At 47.3% G+C, this 16,001-nt stretch carries 14 protein-coding genes and 1 pseudogene; 7 read left to right on the top strand and 8 right to left on the bottom strand.

Features of this window, described 5'->3' with window-relative positions:
* Window positions 1-634 (bottom strand): IS630 family transposase (locus GMA8713_RS18040; RefSeq protein WP_157515568.1); only part of this gene is annotated, 634 nt, incomplete at its 3' end.
* A 712-nt stretch (window positions 635-1,346) separates the two neighbouring features.
* Between GMA8713_RS18040 and GMA8713_RS18035 the strand changes: the two genes are divergently transcribed.
* Window positions 1,347-3,668, top strand: a complete 2,322-nt coding sequence (locus GMA8713_RS18035; RefSeq protein ID WP_062712855.1) for a PKD domain-containing protein — start codon at window positions 1,347-1,349, stop codon at window positions 3,666-3,668.
* A 65-nt stretch (window positions 3,669-3,733) separates the two neighbouring features.
* Here the strand turns inward: GMA8713_RS18035 and GMA8713_RS18030 are convergent, their stop codons facing one another.
* A complete protein-coding gene (locus tag GMA8713_RS18030; protein ID WP_062712853.1) occupies window positions 3,734-4,600 on the bottom strand; it encodes an NAD(P)-dependent oxidoreductase in 867 nt (288 codons plus the stop codon).
* 187 nt (window positions 4,601-4,787) lie between these two features.
* On the opposite strand from GMA8713_RS18030, the gene GMA8713_RS18025 reads away from it, so the two are divergent.
* Both GMA8713_RS18025 and GMA8713_RS18020 read left to right on the top strand, forming a co-directional pair.
* On the top strand, window positions 4,788-6,131 hold the full coding sequence (locus tag GMA8713_RS18025; RefSeq protein WP_062712851.1) for an aminotransferase-like domain-containing protein: 1,344 nt from the start codon (window positions 4,788-4,790) through the stop codon (window positions 6,129-6,131).
* Between the two features lie 72 nt (window positions 6,132-6,203).
* Complete coding sequence (locus GMA8713_RS18020; RefSeq protein WP_002538220.1) at window positions 6,204-6,557, top strand: DUF2750 domain-containing protein; 354 nt, start codon at window positions 6,204-6,206, stop codon at window positions 6,555-6,557.
* A gap of 48 nt (window positions 6,558-6,605) precedes the next feature.
* On the opposite strand, the gene GMA8713_RS18015 is transcribed toward GMA8713_RS18020, so the two are convergent.
* The 5 genes from GMA8713_RS18015 to GMA8713_RS18000 all read right to left on the bottom strand — a co-directional run bounded on the left by GMA8713_RS18015 (window position 6,606) and on the right by GMA8713_RS18000 (window position 10,796).
* Window positions 6,606-7,292 carry an MOSC domain-containing protein gene (locus GMA8713_RS18015; protein ID WP_084387775.1) on the bottom strand — a complete coding sequence of 229 codons (687 nt, stop codon included), beginning with the start codon at window positions 7,290-7,292 and terminating at the stop codon, window positions 6,606-6,608.
* 12 nt (window positions 7,293-7,304) lie between these two features.
* Window positions 7,305-8,306, bottom strand: coding sequence for a cytochrome-c peroxidase (locus GMA8713_RS18010; RefSeq protein WP_084387774.1), 1,002 nt, complete (start codon window positions 8,304-8,306; stop codon window positions 7,305-7,307).
* A 231-nt stretch (window positions 8,307-8,537) separates the two neighbouring features.
* Window positions 8,538-9,209 (bottom strand): glutaredoxin 2, encoded by a 672-nt coding sequence (gene grxB / locus GMA8713_RS18005; protein WP_062712848.1) that lies wholly within the window; start codon window positions 9,207-9,209, stop codon window positions 8,538-8,540.
* Between the two features lie 171 nt (window positions 9,210-9,380).
* A complete protein-coding gene (locus GMA8713_RS27780; RefSeq protein WP_198159540.1) occupies window positions 9,381-9,530 on the bottom strand; it encodes a hypothetical protein in 150 nt (49 codons plus the stop codon).
* Between the two features lie 96 nt (window positions 9,531-9,626).
* Window positions 9,627-10,796 (bottom strand): MFS transporter, encoded by a 1,170-nt coding sequence (locus GMA8713_RS18000; RefSeq protein WP_062712846.1) that lies wholly within the window; start codon window positions 10,794-10,796, stop codon window positions 9,627-9,629.
* 53 nt (window positions 10,797-10,849) lie between these two features.
* Between GMA8713_RS18000 and GMA8713_RS17995 the strand changes: the two genes are divergently transcribed.
* Window positions 10,850-11,071, top strand: coding sequence for a hypothetical protein (locus GMA8713_RS17995; RefSeq protein WP_062712844.1), 222 nt, complete (start codon window positions 10,850-10,852; stop codon window positions 11,069-11,071).
* A gap of 86 nt (window positions 11,072-11,157) precedes the next feature.
* Here the strand turns inward: GMA8713_RS17995 and GMA8713_RS17990 are convergent.
* Window positions 11,158-11,919: pseudogene (locus tag GMA8713_RS17990) on the bottom strand (IS5 family transposase).
* A 380-nt stretch (window positions 11,920-12,299) separates the two neighbouring features.
* Here GMA8713_RS17990 and GMA8713_RS17985 point away from each other — a divergent pair.
* Genes GMA8713_RS17985 through GMA8713_RS17975 form a run of 3 tightly spaced genes read left to right on the top strand, consistent with a single transcriptional unit; the run spans window position 12,300 to window position 15,990 of the window.
* Window positions 12,300-13,379 carry an ROK family transcriptional regulator gene (locus GMA8713_RS17985; RefSeq protein WP_062712871.1) on the top strand — a complete coding sequence of 360 codons (1,080 nt, stop codon included), beginning with the start codon at window positions 12,300-12,302 and terminating at the stop codon, window positions 13,377-13,379.
* Between the two features lie 21 nt (window positions 13,380-13,400).
* A complete protein-coding gene (locus tag GMA8713_RS17980; RefSeq protein ID WP_062712842.1) occupies window positions 13,401-15,182 on the top strand; it encodes a family 20 glycosylhydrolase in 1,782 nt (593 codons plus the stop codon).
* Window positions 15,183-15,192: 10 nt separating this feature from the next.
* Entirely contained in the window at window positions 15,193-15,990 is a 798-nt protein-coding gene (locus GMA8713_RS17975; RefSeq protein WP_062712840.1) for an AAC(3) family N-acetyltransferase, read from the top strand.
* Window positions 15,991-16,001: the final 11 nt, after the last annotated feature.

Below are 16,001 nucleotides of genomic sequence, written 5' to 3'. Positions count from 1 at the left end.
TGCAGTTCTGTCCCGGTGTGACCACTTTTTTCTGCTGGCCTTTTACCGTCCAGTCAGCCCCAATTTTGGGGTTAAGGTCGATATCAACTTCGTCTTCATAAAACACCGGATGGTCAACACTGCATTTGTCCAGCGCCTCACTTATCTGAGCGAGCTTTTCTTCCTTGTCAGGGTCTCGAATATTGAGGGTAGGTGCCGCCCTACGCCAGACGATCCCGATTTTCGGTAACCAACGCCTGACCGTAGAAGCCGCCACTGTACTTTGGAATACATCATTGAGCTGCATCGTTAAAAGCTCTGTACTCCAGCGGCTTCGCTGATAACCGAAATCCTGCGGGGAAAACTGAACCAGAATAGTCAGCATCGCACACATTTCGCTAACGGGAAGCGTTGGCGGTCTGCCAACAGGCAAAGCGTGCAGGGCATCCATACCACCTTGAGTAAACCAGTCAATCCACCTACCCACTGAGGAGCGGGCTGCACTGATAATACGGCAGACATCGACAATCGTTTTGCCTTCGTGGAGTTGCATGAGAGCAATAAGTCTGCGGGCATAATCCTTGTCCTTGGTAGTCTGTATCGCTTTTTTCATCCTACGACGTTCGCCACGAGGTATCGGTGCTATGATGGCCATCACTCAGTCCTTTTGTCGGTATGTTTCGGTTTGGCGATTGATCAGATCGCACAAAGCGGACTGAGTTTCTCTTATCTTTGAGATCTACTATTAGGAACAGCTATTTAGGCCGGAGTTATCTCCGGCTTTTTACATTTAAATATTAGCAGCGAATTTTTAGTCACCACTTATATCAAAACAACTTAAATGGGCTTTGGCATAACATCTTGAAAACCGCAAATATCAGCCGTTTTTTTAACGACATAATTTTTATACATCAACAGTTGGAAATGTAAGATATTCTTTCCTGCCCTATCGTTAGGTGAATATTCATTAAACAAACAGCAACACGATCTATATCCTATATTTTTCAATGCATTAAGATGACACACAAACCAAACAGTCGCAGTCACACAGTCCCACAAAACAATACGCGCAACAATTTCGTTACACAACAGATGAGAAGAACACCGACCAACAATCAAACCCACTTCTTTTTACGAGTTACATCTCATTAATTTCGTAACAAGCTAACGAGTAAGCATTTAAATATCAACTTGTTCATCATTTTACCTTCACTATTAAATTTAAATAAAAATTCGCAAGCCGAATAGTTGCCAATTTTCCATCAAACACTCATTGATAAAAGTCAGCTGTTTTAACCTAGCTGAAAACACGTAGGTATTTATCGCTGTTACCTCTAACCCATAAATACACATTGGTGAACAAATAAATGAAACCGAAATTTCATATGCTATCTCTTGGTGTCGCGCTCGCAGTAACTTCGCTACCCTCTGTTGCTGCACAACGGATTAATCTCGAACTTTCAAGCTTTGCCAAAGCCGACAATCAGATTGAAGCATTGCTGGAAGGTCAGTCCTACATAGAGGGCTTTTCAGGAAGAGACCTTAGTGGTAACGAGGTGGTAAGAATCAGTCAAACCTATCAAGGCCTTCCCATTTATGGAGAGAGCTTTGTAGCAAACAAGGGTCAACTGGGACGCGTTAGTGGCTTTGTTGGGACCGCTATCACTGGTATCGAACAAGACCTGCCGACAACAACACCTTCAATTAGCGATAATGAAGCACTGTCAACTTTACTTGCACTGAAAGGACACGAGCTATACCAGATACAACATCCCGAAAAGCAGCTCATGGTTTGGTTGGACGAAAATGATACCGCCCACCTGGCATGGAAGGTCTCCTATGTTGTTTACAGCGATAAGCCAACACGCCCCATTGGCTTTATTGACGCACTGTCCGGTAAAGTTTTAGACAGCTGGGAAGGTCTAAACCATGCGCAAGGCACAGGGCAGGGAGGAAATCAAAAAACCGGCCGCTATCACTTTGGTACCGACTATCCTGCGTTTGACGTTAAACAGTCCGGAAGCACATGTTATCTGGACAGCCAAAACGTCGAAACCCTGGATATGAGACATCAAAAAAGTGGAGGCACTGTCCATAGTTTTAACTGCTTCGAAAACAGTGAACGAGAGGTCAACGGCGCCTACTCCCCGCTAAATGACGCTCATGCCTTCGGACAAATTGTTTTTAACATGTATAAGGAGTGGTACGGCATCGCTCCCTTACGCCAGAAACTGCGTATGCGCGTTCACTACGACCGCAATTACGAAAATGCCTTCTGGGACGGCCAACAAATGACATTCGGAGACGGTCAATCCTATTTTTATCCTCTCGTTTCTTTGGATGTTGTTTCTCATGAAGTCAGTCATGGTGTCACTCAGCAGAACTCCGATTTGGAATACAAAAATCAGTCCGGTGGCATCAACGAGGCGTTTTCCGATATTGCCGGTGCTGCAGCAATTTATTACCTCGAAGGAAGCTACAACTGGAAAATTGGCGATCGCATCAAAAAAGGCAGTGGTGCCATGCGCCATATGGACAATCCCCCACTGGATGGAAAGTCCATTGGCCATGCTAAAGACTACTATTCAGGGATAGATGTACACCACAGCTCTGGAGTATTTAACAAAGCCTTCTATCTCTTGGCTACAAAGTCGAACTGGGATATCCGCAAGGGTTTTGATATCTTCCTTCGCGCCAACCAACTTTACTGGCAAGCAAGATCAACGTTTGACCATGCTGCGTCAGGCGTTTTCAATGCCGCCAGCGACTTGGGGTACTGTGTCGATGATGTCGTTGACGCCTTCCAACAAGTGGGGGTCGCTGCTGGCAGTAAAACGGGTGAGCACTGCAAAGACGTTTCTCCTGTTGTTGATGCTTCTTTCTCACATAAAACCAATGCACTAACCGCAGTATTCAGCAACCTGTCGACAGGCCCAATTGCTTCATATCAATGGGATTTCGGTGATGGCCGCTCTTCTTCTCAGCAGAGTCCGTCACACACTTATGCGACAAGTGGGACGTATTCCGTATCGTTGACAGTCGCTGATAGCAAGGGGAACAGTGACGTTGCAGTTAATACGGTAACAGTGTCTGATTCAGACAGTTCATGTTCAGTTGCTACCTGGGATCCCAACAAAAGCTATTCTTCTGGTGATAATGTGAGTTTTCAGGGCAAAACATACAAGGCGATTTGGTGGTCAACTGGCGCACAACCCGACCTCTACCCCCAAGTCTGGTCTGTAAACGGAGACTGCCATACATCACCGGAAGATAACCTTCCTCCTGTTGCGGATTTCAACTTCTCCGCTTCAGGGCTCACCGTTAGCTTCCAGAGTACATCAACCGATGATAGAGGCATTGTTAGCCACACATGGCAGTTTGGGGACGGCACCGAGTCATCAGAAAAAAGCCCGACGCATACTTACCAACAGCAAGGTAGCTATGAAGTGAAGCTTATTGTGGCTGACACCAAGGGAGTAACAGACGAGAAAGTCACCACGATCGTGGTTTCCAATGATAATCCGACACCAGAGTGCTATCCCGTCTGGCAGTCAGGTACGGTTTACAGCAGTGGAGATCGCGTTTCCCATAAAGGCAGTGCGTATGAAGCAAAATGGTGGACCCAAAATGAAGAACCTGGTAACACAGGCAACTGGGGGGTTTGGAAGGATTTAGGGCCCTGTTCTTAACTCTGTAAATAAAAAAAGAGCAGCTTGGCTGCTCTTATTTACTGGCTGTTCGAGGGCTTAACCTATCACTGAGCCTTGATAAGAACGGAAGTATCCATTCTTCCAAGCCCTTGCGCTTGAAGGCTGGCGTATTTTTCATCCACCTCTTTGGTGAGTGGTAATTCAATACCCTTGCCAGTGGCCTCATCCAAGCATATCCCCAAGTCTTTGCGCATCCAGTCGATAGCAAATCCAAAATCGAATTTGTCCTGCGCCATGGTGACAGCGCGGTTTTCCATCTGCCACGAACCCGCCGCGCCATGCTTAAGCACATTGACCATTTGTTCAATATCCAGACCTGAGGCTTGCGCCAGAATTAACGCTTCACTTAAGCCCTGCAAGATACCTGTGATACAGATTTGGTTCGCCATTTTACAGCGCTGACCCTGACCATTTTTACCCATCAAAACGGCTTGCTTGGCGTAAGCATCAATCACAGGCTTCACCTCGTCAAAGACTGTCTGATCGCCGCCACACATCACGGTTAATACCCCGTTTTCCGCGCCTGCCTGACCGCCTGATACTGGCGCATCAATAAAGTGAACACTTTTCTCCTTGCATGCTTCGGCGAGCTCTTCGGCCAATGTTGCAGATGTAGTGGTGTGATCCACCAGCACACTCCCTGCTTTCATACTGGCCAGTACGCCATCATCGCCATAAATCACGCTGCGGACATCATCATCATTGCCAACACACACAAATACCACATCACAGTCTTGTGACGCCTCACGTGGCGTAACGGCAAAGTCACCTTTGTATTCATCTGCCCAGGCTTGAGCTTTTGCAGTGGTACGGTTGTATACGGTGGTGTTAAACCCCGCGTTTTTGAGGTGACCAGCCATTGGATAGCCCATAACGCCGAGACCGATAAATGCGACTTTTTCCTGAGCCATGATGACTTCTCCTTTTGGTATTCGTTGATGTCCGTAATGGAGGTTGTTTAACCATTTCTTGAGCGACTATAATTGCATCAATTGACATATGTCAATTTTAAATGATGACATAATTAAGTTATTTCAATTATTCGCACCTTTGGTCATAATCTAGTTCATGCCGCGAGCAGACACAGGGAAGACCTTTTTGAGTGAAACCAAATTCAAAGACATTGCCAATCAGATAACCTCTCGAATCGAGCAAGGTATTTACACTGCGGGGGCCAAACTACCGCCTCACAGGGAATTGGCCCATGAACTTTGCACCACGCCAGCCACCGTTTCAAAAGCCTATAAGCTACTGGCGGAGTTAGGACGCGTTGAGTCATTTGTTGGGCGTGGCACCTTCGTTCGGGATAAGTCTGCTCTTAGTCAGGTTATCCAACCTCAACATCAGGAATTAGATTTTAACTTTTCTATTCTCCAGCCCTGTTTAGGTTTAAACCTCAATGCTCTTACCCAGGCATATTCTCGGGCAGCTGAAACCCTTTCACCAACGTTACTCGCGTATGCCGATGACTCAGGCCATTCTGCCCACCGGGCGGCCGGAGCAATCTGGTTACAGAAACATGGCCTTCAATCTGCAAGCTCCGAGAATGTAATGCTGACAAACGGTGCGCAGCACGCATTGTCGCTCTTAGTTGAAACCCTCACAGAGCCTGGGGACACCATCGCGGTCGAAGCGCTGACATATCCTGGCATTCTAGCGATTGCCAACCTCGCTGGCCGAGAGGTTGTCGGGGTTAATCTTGATGATGATGGCCTCTGTCCCAAACATTTAAAGAAGGTGATCAAGCAGCACTCTCCGAAGCTGGTTATCTGCATCCCTTCGCACCAAAACCCGACTGGCATCACTATGTCTGTTTCAAGACGTCAGGCAATCGCCGACGTCATCAAAGCCTCTTCAGCCTATCTGGTCGAAGATGACATCTATGCCTTCTTGAACAATGCTCCTATCCCAGCTATTTCTGACCTGCTGCCGCAGCAAAGCATCTATATCACCAGTTTGTCGAAAGCTGTCAGTCCGGCGATGCGCTGCGGCTATGTCAAAGCACCGGATGCCTTGCTGCCTGTTCTGGCAGCTCATATCCGCGCGAACATCTGGCTGGCTTCTCCCATTAATTTCGCCGCTGCGACAGACCTGATTGAACAAGGCACCGCCTTTGAACTGGCCAATGCACAACTTCGTGAGGCAGAGCATCGCCAAACCCTGGCATCAGATATCCTCAAAGACTTCTACGAAACAGCGTCGGGTTTTCATATCTGGTTGAAGTTGCCGGAACACTGGCGAGTAGACAGATTGGTAGAAGAAGCGAAAAAGCGCGCGATTCTTGTTAGTCACGGCGGGTATTTTTCAGTCGGTGACACACCAAATTGTGTCCGACTGTCGCTGATGTCTATCAGCTCAAGAGATCGGTTTGAAGAAGGGCTGGGCCAATTCGCAGAATTATTGGCCAGCAAACCTATGCCCTTCAGTGATTTCCTGAATTAACGACACAGGAATAAAGCACCTTTGTAATGAAAGTGTTACTCTAACGGCGAAATTTCCCATGAGAATTGAAAAATGAGCAAACTAACTGCAGACGTTCAGGCAAATCTGATGTTGTTCGTTGAAGAAACCAAGCGCACCAACGTGGTTTGGGGCCTGAAAAACGAAGAGGAAGGCTGGCTGGCTTGTGACTCGAGCGAATTCGAAGAAAGCGAAGTGATGCCATTCTGGTCTTCAAAAGAAGACGCTGCGCAACACAACGTCGATGAGTGGGCTGATTTCGAAATCACTGAAATCCCACTGGATGTGTTCGTTGAAGACTGGCTTATCACGCTGGATGAAGACGGTGTGCTAGTTGGTACCAACTGGAATGCAGAGCTGGAAGGCAAAGAAGTCGAGCCTTCCGAGCTGGCGAAGATGTACCTGTAGGAGGTAAATCCTCCCCAAAAAGCCGCGAGATTGCTCGCGGCTTTTTGTTCAGGCGAAGATCCCTTTCAGCCTTGGCGTCCAGTTTTCTACCTGCTGCGTTTCGATACGCTTGTTGACGGTACGAGTCCAACTTGCTGATAGCCCTTCCTGCGCTGCAATTAATCTAAGCCCTTCAGGGTTCAATGGATCACCAAAGTAATAATCGCAGGTTTGTTTGATGGTCAAAGCGTTTTCAGTGCGCTCAATCAAAATCAGTGGCTCCGCAGCACTGACAAACCCCGGCGTGATCACACGATACAACCAGCCACATTTGGCCGTTTCCTGCATCACCTCTGAAAACGTCTCTACACCCCAACGCTTGTTGAGCTTGTAACATGGCGAACGGGGCTGACTCACCTGAATCACCGCGTTACCCCACTGGTATTTATCGCCAACGCAGACATCGTTTTCTGTCATACCTTCGGTGCTGATGTTTTCACCCATTCCTGCTGGCTGCCAGTCAGCCGTGTTGCCGAACTTCACGTGCCAAAAGTCATAGTGCTCAGAGGGATACTGATGCAGCGCCCTTTCAACACCTCCATGGTGTTTATCAGACTCGCACTCATCTCCTTGAAGCCCCAGTGCGGATAGGAATATCTCCCCTTCGACCGGCTGCTTTCCCATGGCGGTCATCATGCCAAACTGACTTTTCACTTTTCCGGTAAAGACCTTGTTAATGGGATACATTTTTTGCATCGTCCTTCCCTGTCATTCGTGGTTCGAGAATTCGATTTTCTTTTTATTGTCGAGCGATTGCAGAAATGCCGTCATGTCTTCAACATCCTGCTCATTGAGTTTGACACCCAGTTGATGCCACGCCGTATCGCGCACAGCCTGTTCCAACGAAAATACTGCGCCATCATGGAAGTAAGGTGAAGTCTTGCCGACATTTCGCATGGTGGGAACTTTGAAGATGAAATTATCTGCGCTGTTTCCCGTAACCGATGCTCTGCCCTTATCGACTTTATTGGGATAAGGGTTCACCAAGCCCATTTTCATGAAGAGTTGGCCTCCCATCAAAGGGCCATTGTGACAAGCATGACACCCAGCTGTAACAAACCGCTTCATCCCCCTTACCTCCTGCTCTGAGAGTGCGTTATCGTCACCCATCAGCCAATCATCAAATCTGTCTTGTGTTACCAGTGTTCGTTGGAACGCCGCCAAGGCTTGAGTGATATTGTTGAACGACAGAGTATTCTCATCATGGGGGAAAGCTTTATCAAACTGGGGTTTGTAGCCTTTCTCTTTCAGCCGAACCACTGCCTCTTCCTCAGAAGACATCGCCATTTCAAGTGGATTGAGGATGGGGCTTTTCGCTTGCTCACTCAGTGTTTTCGCTCTGCCATCCCAAAATTGTACAAATTGGAAGCCTGCATTCCACGTAGTAAGGCTATTTCGGGTACCCAGTTTTCCCAATGCCCCCACGGAGATCGATAACGGCTCTGTGCCAGAACCCGATTTGTCTAAATCATGGCAACTATTACACGACTGACTTCCATTGCCAGAGAGCGCGGTTTCAAAGTAAAGGTTTTTACCCAGTTCAATCTGCTCTGGCGAGTCTTTCTCACTGCCAGGCATTGAATGCGGCATAACACCAAATACACTTAAACCTAATTGCCGGAGATCATCCGATGCCATGACATTCAACGAAAGCAACCACAAAAATGCTAGTGCTGCTTTGCTCAACCTTGCCAAACTGATTCTTTTCATCTGTATTTTCCTTTCGCTGAGGATAGGAAATACTTAACATATGGTTTTGACTCGATACAGACTATTTAACCGATGGTGTGTCACGAAATTATCAATCGCTACAACTCAAACCGACTTGATACTGAATTAGTTGATTGATACGCAAGGAGATCTTTACAGAGACTTCTGAATGGGTGGGGAAAGGTGAAAAATAAGGGGCGATATTTCGCCCTTTATTCTCAATTCTGCTATCTAAGCTGTTACAACAGGACTCCCGATCGCCACCCTGTCAAAAAGCGCAACCCCAGTTAGGTTAGAAACTTCGTCAAGGTACTGGCGGACATTCCCTGGATAGCGCAGACCTTTCGTTAGCGTGTAGTTACGCAGGAATGGGAAGATATTAATGTCGTCATAGGTCAGCATATTGTTACGCTGTGAAGGCGGTACTAACCAATCCAGTTTCAACAGTTCAACATTCAGCTTGGCGATGTACTCTTCACTGCTAGCAAACGCTTCATCGAAAGACATCTTGATCATGGCTGATTTGTTTTTCGTGAACCAAGATTTGGCCTCTTCACTCTGGAATTCAGGCAATTCGATCATCATCCAACGCGGATAAATTAGACGGGAGCCAAACTGTCCTGCAATGTTCATCCAAGCCGTGATGCGTTCATCCAAGGTACCTTCCGCAAACGCAGGTGTACCATCAAGATTGTCAAGGTAAGCGGCGATATCTAAACTCTCCGCCATGTAGCTGCCATCATCTTTTTGAAGGATCGGAACCAGATTCACTCCGACTTTTTCAATACGTGCATCCACGTCGTGGTTTTGTAGGTAGACAAGCTCCAGATCCATCTTCTTTAAGCCTGCAACCATCATCGCTTTTACGCAAAACGGGCAGTGGTCAAACACAAACAGTTTCATGAGACATCCTTTTTGAACACTTTTGTGGCACATATACGACGCGCAGATTGTAATGCGTTTTCCCCCAAAGGAAAACGAAGATGTTTCATGCAGGATCACACCGCGATTAATTCGCAGTCGAAATTCCAAGCAATAAAAAAGCCCTTGAAGGGCTTTTCAACGTCTTTCAGGCTATTCGAGTGGATCGGTTGGAATCCAGCAATCGTCAGCTTCATCACTGGCATCTGATAACACCACCAGAAGCCCCATATCAACCATTTCTTTAAGCGTTAGGTCGTCGGCAAGATGCATGGTTTCACCACGCTCATTTTCCAGTTCCATATCACTCACTCCTCAACGGTGATTTACTAAAGATAGCAGTCGAAAGGAGCTTAAAGAGGGTTTTCTGAACCCGAAAAACTGAGTAAAAGGCAGTGTCTAAGCCTCCACTTTTTTGGGTGTTCGTGTAAACAACAGATAAATAAACGGAACCGCACAAACAAATGGTAGCATCACTAAATTCAAGGTCTGCCAACCCAAAGTCACTTCAAGGTTACCCGCCATCAGCGCTGTCAGGGTAACGCTGCCAAACACGGCAAATTCGTTGATTGCTTGGGAACGCGGCTTATCCTGTGGTAGGTAGGTCTGGGTGAGCTGACTGGTTGCACCGATGAACATAAAGTTCCAGCCTACACCCAGCAGCACCAGCGCAATACGGAAGTGCCATTCAGAAACACCGTTGAGATTCACGAGAATACAGCCGACAAAAAACAGGCTCCCCAGGAGAATCGTCATGCGCGCGCCAATCTTTCCAATGATGTTGCCAGTAAAAAACGAAGGCACAAACATGCCCAGTACATGCCACTCAATCACCAATGCGGCCTGTTCGAAGTGGAAGCCGTGTTTGTGCATGGCAATCGGTGTGACTGTCATCAGAAGGTTCATTACCGCATATGCGACAACGGCGGCAAAAACGGCCACAAGATAACCCGGAGCCTTCAGAATTTGCCCTACCGGACTTTGTGCGGCTTGGTCCTGCGGAGGTATAGCTGCAGGTAAGGCGATGAAATTCAGAACCAGAAGCGAGAGGATATAAAGGACGGTAATACCGATAAAGGCGCCACTGAAGTGGGTGCCAAGCAGCCAATGTTGGCTGGCAATAGCAAGGTTAGGCCCCAGAACAGCAGCCAATACGCCACCGGCCATGGAAAGCGAAATTGCCTTGTCACGGCATTCCGGTTCACTGACTTCTATCGCCGCAAAACGGTATAGCGTGCCAAACCCTATGCCGATACCCAACAACAAGGTGCTAAAGCAAAATAGCCAAAAGGCCCCTTGCTGCAAAGCATACACACAGAGTAGTGCCCCAAAAATGCCTATAATATTACCGAGCCGGAAACCGTTCTTTCGCCCGATTTTCGCCATGATGAGAGACGCAGGAATCGTCGCCATCATCAATCCAACAAATTGAGTAGAAACAGGCAGCGTCACCCAAGTATCGCTGGGTGAGAGTTGCTGGCCTATCAACCCATTCACAGAAATCAGCACAATATTGCCGCTCATTAGTAGGGCCTGACAAAGTGCTAACAACCAGACGTTTCTATTCATTTCATGAAATTCCTGAAAGACAGACGAAGTTTCGAGTATCCCGCAGCATGTGAATGACAGCAACCTTTTGCCCCAACTTTATCGACAATCAAAGTGAAGACTCCCAGCGATACTGTCATTCGGAAAGTCAGTTCTTCCGTCAAAACTGCACCACAGATGGTGGCGTAGGTGACGACATTTTTCCTAGAGCAATTGATATACCCAAACAGCGCGAAGAGGCAGGATTCAGCGAGATTGACTGGCATTGTGATCGCGACGTTCCGCTGAAGGTGTAGCCATCTCCTTCAAAAAGGAACAACAATGAGCACGACGTTAGTCAACTCGCCCTAGGGGCTGTTGATCTTTAGTGCTCATTTTTTAATCAGCAATACATTGGTAACCACATAAGCATGAATGCCAGCGATACCATGTTGGCATAATTCCTTTCCAATTTTTCATATCTACTTGAAATGGCAAGATAATGCTTAATCCTGGCAAAGGCATTCTCGATTAAATGCCGATACTTATATAGGCACCAATCCATCGTATCTTTGCTGATGTCTTGCCCGCAATTACGCTTAGCGATGACAGTTTTCCCTCCTTTGCGTCGTACAAAGTCTCGAAAAGCTTTACTGTCATAACCTTTATCGCAGATGACAGTGTTTATTTCTTCCAGCTGTTCGACAAGGCTTTCCACATGAACAATGTCATTTCGCTGTCCTTCGGATAAGTCAAAGCAGATAGGTAAACCGCCGCTGTCTACAGCCAGATGAATTTTGGTTGTATTACCGCCTCGACTTTTGCCTATTTGCTCGGTCACGCTGCTCGCCGCTACCGTACTGTGTTGATGTGCTCTGACTATTGAGCCATCAAGGAAGACCCATTCAAAGTCAGCCATCTGCGATAACTGATTGAAAAGATGATTTAAAATCCCTTTCTTTGACCAAAGATTAAAGCGCCTGTAGACGGTGCTCCATTCCCTAAACTAGGACGGTAAGTCTCGCCAAGGAATACCCGTCCTCATTCGATAAAGTATTCCTTCAAAGGTCATTCTGTGTTCAGACTTATCATAGATACGCCCTGTACTTTTCATTGCTTTTAGTAGCAGTTCCCATCTTGAGTCAGTTAAGATTGTTCTCGGCATGATTTGGGGTTGTTGTTTGTTTTTGCCGAAAGAGATTATAACCCCTTAGCGTGTCGTTCGAAGGGTTCTGCTCTAAGCGTTTTATGCTTTGTTGAGGTGTATTTGCTTAGAATGTGTTCGGGTATCAATTCAGGTCACTATTTGATGATACTCCGGCTCAATCGGTTGCCGCCTTCACCATTAACATCTGGTTTCATTCCGAGACATCACCACTCGAATCTATTTGATATTCAGCTCGCTTATTTCAAAATCAATTCGACCCACTTCAATCTATTGAATTTAATTGGTGAAACGCGCCATGAATTCTGGGCAATTCGTTGTTTTTTAAATCATCGCTAATAACATATTCCTGAGTTAAGTTGTTTTTGGAAACTAAAGCCTTGTCAATCAAATTAAGCCGTACGACAAATACGGCTGGCATTATCAACTCCCTTTGGCAAACCCCCAGCGTCTCTCGTATTGATGTCGCAGCAAAGCTTGGATTGGATAAATCTACCGTGACCAAAACCGTCAACCACCTGCTGGATATCGGGATGATCCTCGAGCAACCGCAGATGATCACAGGCAAAGGTGGCCGTCCCAAGGTTTCCCTCGTCTTCAACCCCGAATTTGGCGTACTTATCGGGGTAGACGTCAACTCTGACACATTGAAAGTTTCCGTCGTCAACTTGCTTGGCCAAGTGGTTTACCACGATATGCTTCCTATCGATACTCAGGCACCCATAGACAAAGCTATGTTGGATGCCCTTGTCCCCTGCGTCGATGCCATTCAGAAGCTCTTCCCGAGGGTGCTTGCAATTGGCATTGGTATGCCTGGTATTATTGACCCCGATACAAGTCAGTTGCATGTCTCCCATGCCCTTTCAGTTCGCTCGCCAATTATCTTTGCGCCGCAGTTTAAACGTCTATTCCCCTTCCCTGTTTTTCTGGATAACGATGCCAATTGCGGTGCATGGGGTGAGTTAATGCAGCAACGAAGCCTGCCGTATGATCACTTCCTCTATGTATTGCTCTCTACACACCATGCCCGTGAGCTGTATCACCGTCTTGGCATCGGTGTCGGCGTTGTCCTCAACCGTCAGCTTTTCTATGGAGAAAACTACATGGCGGGCCAGTTTAACAGTCAGGAGTTTATGAGGGGCGCCGAACCGACGCCTAGTGTCATCATCGAAGAATTCTCGGCTCTTGCCGTGAACATATGCAGCCTGATGAGCGTTCGTCGCATTGTCATCGGAGGTAACGGTCTATCATTTGGTTCAGAACTTGCCGCCTCACTCCGCAAACATAGCGACTCCCTGTCTGGTTCCTTGATTATCAAACCAAATATTGAATTCTCATTGTTGGGGCCTCAAGCCGCGGCAATGGGTGCAGCATCAATGGCATGGCAGAAATTGCTCACGCCGGAACTGAAACTGGCTGAGAGCCTGAGCCTGCCCCAGAACGGTAATCTTTCGATTTAGGGTGAATGACAAGGAAGTCTGATGGTAACCATTTTTCCCGCACCAAAACGCTACTTTCCCGGATACGCCAGAAAACACGTCAGCGTTTCAAGCATCATAACGACATGTCCGGTCAATTTTGGCGCAAGACTGCATCATACCGCACTCACTTACCGGCACGATCCTGCCTTGCCGGAACAAGGCTTTCGGATAAGCTTCCCAGATGATGGCGTCGTGATTGAATACAGCAATCTTCCTGATATTCGTTATGCACACCTTGTTTTGAACCAGCTCATTGATACTAATGCAGCGGTCAAGGAAGACGCTGTCATAGAAGATTGGCCAGACTTTCCCACTCGCTCCGTGTTGCTCGATATCAGTAGGGACCGAGTACCAACCATGAGCACACTTAAAAGACTGATTGATTACTTTAGCGCATTGCGTTTCAACCAGTTCCAGCTTTATACCGAGCACACATTTGCCTATCAGAAGCATGCAACGGTATGGCAAGCTTACTCGCCAATGACAGCGGAAGAAATTCGTGAAGTTGATGCTTACTGCCAGCAAGTCGGCATTGAACTTGTCGCTAATCAAGCGGCATTCGGGCACATGGAAAAATGGCTCTGTCACCCTGAATATCAGCATCTGGCCGAACAAACCACAGGCTTTCAGGATCAGCGTGGTGATTTCAGACCCGGCGCATTTGGCCTGAACCCCATCAGCGAGCAAACCGCTATTTTTATAAATGAATTACTTTCGGAAGTCACCCCTAATTTTTCCAGCGATATTATCAATCTTAACTTCGATGAAACCATGGATTTGGGTGTGGGTGCCAGCAAGTCTGCCTGCGAAATTTTCGGTAAAGGCAAGGTCTTTCTTAACTACCTCAACAAAGTGTTGGAAATCGCTGAGTCCAAGGGAAAGCAATGCCAGATTTTCAGTGATATGCTTTTCCGCTACCCGAACCTTATCGACCAACTCCCCGACAACCTCACCTTGTTGAACTGGGGCTATGAAGCAGACCACCCTTTTGACGCTGAACACAAGCAGCTAGCCCTTTTTGGCTACCCATTTCATGTGGTCGTTTCCACTGATTGCTTTGCATCAGTTGCCGGAAGATGGAGTACTGCAACAACACATATGCGTCGCGCAGCCAAATCCGCGAAACGATATAGGGCTGACGGATATATGGTGACCGAGTGGGGCGATATGGGTCACGGTCAACAACATGCCATGCCAATTCCAGGTTATGCCTTCGCCGCTGCCATGGCTTGGGGGGAAGAGCAGCAAACTGACGATGATATGACCATTCCTGTTAGTTGGTATTACCCTGATATCTCTGATGTTGAATTGAGCACATTGATCGCTCTACAGGATATTTACCGCTCGACGGGTATTGAAACACCCAACTGTGCTTTTTTTGGTCCGATCTTGTTTGATCAACAATCAGGCCGTCATATTAAGCGCATGAAGGGACTAGCGATCAATAACCTCGACCATACACTGGCCGAGCTGAAAAGCTGGAAAGAGAAACTTGCTCCGCTACCTGATAATGAACTCAGAAATGACCTTCTCTGGACTGTAGATGCACTAGAAATCGGCTGTTTCATCGCGCAAGGCTATGGCGAGGAAGAACATCGTGACGTTCAGAAATTTGGCGTCGAAAGGAAACAAATGCTGCAAGCAAGGTTGCGCCCGTTGATTCAAGGTTATCGTGAGCTTTGGCTAGAGCATTGCCGTCCAGGAGGCATGGCGCAAAGTAGCAGTCGTCTTGAGTACTTGTCTTCGCTGTTGAGCCTCCACGAAACAAATGAAATTAACTAGGAGGAGTTCTGTGAACACCGCAGACAACGACATCAAGAGTGCGATTGAAACACTGAAGCTCACTGACAAGGTAATCTTTGCCCACTGTGCAATGCGCTCTTTTGGCAGATTGGAAGGGGGCGCAAACAGGCTGCTCGAGTTATTTCTTTCTGCAGGATGCACAGTGGTCGTACCAACATTTACCTATTTTCCTATGTGCCACTCGCCTGAAGGTATCGAATACGCCCAAAATGGTTATCGTGGTGAGCTTGAAATTGACCCGTCGCCGTATGATGCGGACGCCAATGACATTGAGCCCTCAATGGGTGCTTTCGCCAAAGCAGTGCTAAACCATCCCAATCGCATTAGAACGGAGCACCCTATGAATAGCTACTCAGCAGTAGGCCCGCTCGCTGAAGCGGTACTCGCAACACAAGATGACTTTAACGTCTATGGTGTTTATCAGTCCACTGAGGCCCAAAACGCCGTCGTGCTTTCAATGGGTGTCACGCCAAACAGCATCACACCAATCCATTATGCCGAGCAACTGGCAGGAAAAAGCCTGTTCCGTCGCTGGGCGCTAACAGCCCATCGGGGCGTCGTTGAGACATGCGTAGGGTCATGTTCTGAAGGGTTTATCCATCTTCAGCCTTACCTATCAACAATCCAGTCTGAAAAGCGGGTTGGGGAAAGCATTTGGACAGCATATCCACTCGAAGCGTTGCTCGAAGTATGTGCTCAGGCATTTCGCACTAACCCCTCTATCACACGTTGTTCTGATTATTGTCCGAGATGTGAAGATATGGCACTTGGTGGAGTTAGAATCTAAAACTACCCCCA

The sequence above is a fragment of the Grimontia marina genome, assembly GCF_900060185.1.
Lineage (GTDB): Bacteria > Pseudomonadota > Gammaproteobacteria > Enterobacterales > Vibrionaceae > Enterovibrio > Enterovibrio marinus.
This window is presented reverse-complemented; position numbering and strand designations above follow the sequence as displayed.

Coding starts and splice junctions, on each gene's coding strand:
- GMA8713_RS18035 (WP_062712855.1), top strand. CDS start 1,347: ATGAAACCGAAATTTCATATGCTATCTCTTGGTGTCGCGCTCGCAGTA.
- GMA8713_RS27780 (WP_198159540.1), bottom strand. CDS start 9,530: ATGGAACTGGAAAATGAGCGTGGTGAAACCATGCATCTTGCCGACGAC.
- GMA8713_RS18010 (WP_084387774.1), bottom strand. CDS start 8,306: ATGAAAAGAATCAGTTTGGCAAGGTTGAGCAAAGCAGCACTAGCATTT.
- grxB (WP_062712848.1), bottom strand. CDS start 9,209: ATGAAACTGTTTGTGTTTGACCACTGCCCGTTTTGCGTAAAAGCGATG.
- GMA8713_RS18015 (WP_084387775.1), bottom strand. CDS start 7,292: ATGCAAAAAATGTATCCCATTAACAAGGTCTTTACCGGAAAAGTGAAA.
- GMA8713_RS18000 (WP_062712846.1), bottom strand. CDS start 10,796: ATGAATAGAAACGTCTGGTTGTTAGCACTTTGTCAGGCCCTACTAATG.
- GMA8713_RS18030 (WP_062712853.1), bottom strand. CDS start 4,600: ATGGCTCAGGAAAAAGTCGCATTTATCGGTCTCGGCGTTATGGGCTAT.
- GMA8713_RS17980 (WP_062712842.1), top strand. CDS start 13,401: ATGGTAACCATTTTTCCCGCACCAAAACGCTACTTTCCCGGATACGCC.
- GMA8713_RS17995 (WP_062712844.1), top strand. CDS start 10,850: ATGACAGCAACCTTTTGCCCCAACTTTATCGACAATCAAAGTGAAGAC.
- GMA8713_RS18020 (WP_002538220.1), top strand. CDS start 6,204: ATGAGCAAACTAACTGCAGACGTTCAGGCAAATCTGATGTTGTTCGTT.